Consider the following 243-nt stretch of genomic DNA (forward strand, 5'->3'; position numbering starts at 1 on the left):
TCGTTGAACGCCGTCACCTGCCGGGTCAGATTGCCCAGGGTCAGCTGCTGGCGCTCGGCTTCGCTGTAATAGCTCTCGACGTAGTTCTGTTGCATCGCCGCGAGGTTGTCGACGCCACCAGCTAACGCGGTGATATTGCTCGCCGCTTCGAGCGCGCCGGCGGCAGTCGTATCGAACGCGATACCCGCCGACTTGGTCAGCTCACCGAGCTGCTGCAGCGATGCCACTGCCGCTTGAATGGAC

Annotated in this window: 1 protein-coding gene; it reads right to left on the reverse strand. The window is 63.0% G+C overall.

Annotated features, from left to right (window positions below; translation table 11 throughout):
• On the reverse strand, nt 1-243 hold a 243-nt coding region (locus DOM36_RS20385; protein ID WP_198651354.1), incomplete at both ends, for a hypothetical protein.

The sequence above is a fragment of the Salinicola sp. CPA57 genome (assembly GCF_003206035.1).
GTDB classification, from domain to species: Bacteria; Pseudomonadota; Gammaproteobacteria; order Pseudomonadales; family Halomonadaceae; genus Salinicola; species Salinicola socius.